Raw genomic sequence first — 932 nt, forward strand, 5'->3', positions numbered from 1 at the left:
CCCGCCCGCCTCCTCCTGAACGCCCGCCGCGGCGCCCGCTTCACCGCCCCGTCCTGGAGCCGCGACGGCACCCTGTGGACGGTCGAGAGCAAGGCCGACCAGTCCCGGCTCTGGGTCCGCCGCCGCGGCAAGCCGCCCGTCCTCGCCGCCCACTGGGGTCTCAGCGGCCGCCAGATCCTGGCCTTCCGCGTCGCCCGCGACGGCGTCCGCGCCGCCGTGATCGTCCGCATCGACGGCCGCCCCCAGATCCAGATAGGCCGCATCGCCTACGCCCCGGACGGCTCCCTCGACGTCGGCTCCTTCCTGCCCGTCAGCTCCGAACTCCAGGACGCCATAGACCTCGCCTGGCGCGACTACGGAACCCTCGCCGTCCTCGGCCGCGCCAAACGCGACGCGTTCTCCCTGCCCTACCTCATGCCGGTCAGCGGCAGCGCCATCACCTCCCTGGGCGTAGGCGCCCTGGGCGAGCCCCGCACCATCGCCGCCGCCCCCGGCGCCCCCGTCCTCATCGGCACCCGCTCCAACGGCAAGGACCAGGTCTGCCGGCAACGCTCAGCCGACAAGTCCTTCAGCCAGTGGTTCTGCCCCACCCCGGCCCGAGACCCCAACTACCCCGGCTAAGAACCAGGTTTCCCACCAAGGCTCGGCCGACAGGTGGTCCTGCCCCGCAGCGCGGTCCGATCCCGCCTGAGCCCGGCTGTGGAAAACTCGGCGGCAGAGTTATCCACAATTTGCCGTCGGCCTGTGCTTCCCGGGCCGCCGGAGGCATCGTCGAGGCATGAGCCTCTTCGGTGACCTGATCGACCTGCTCCTCCCGCAAACCTGCGCGGGCTGCGCTAGAGCGCCCGTCCTGCTGTGCACCTCCTGCACGGTGACGGGGGCGGCGGTGAGGACCTGGTCGGCCTTGGCGCTGAGCCCGGCGAGCTCCTGGT

Annotated in this window: 1 protein-coding gene; it reads left to right on the forward strand. The window is 72.3% G+C overall.

Annotated elements, in window-relative coordinates:
* A partial coding sequence (locus E1298_RS47260) for an LpqB family beta-propeller domain-containing protein (protein ID WP_243726288.1) occupies positions 1–621 on the forward strand: 621 nt, incomplete at its 5' end.
* Positions 622–932 lie beyond the last annotated feature (311 nt).

Origin of the sequence: Actinomadura rubrisoli (genome assembly GCF_004349215.1) — a bacterium.
Classification (GTDB): Bacteria; Actinomycetota; Actinomycetes; order Streptosporangiales; family Streptosporangiaceae; genus Spirillospora; species Spirillospora rubrisoli.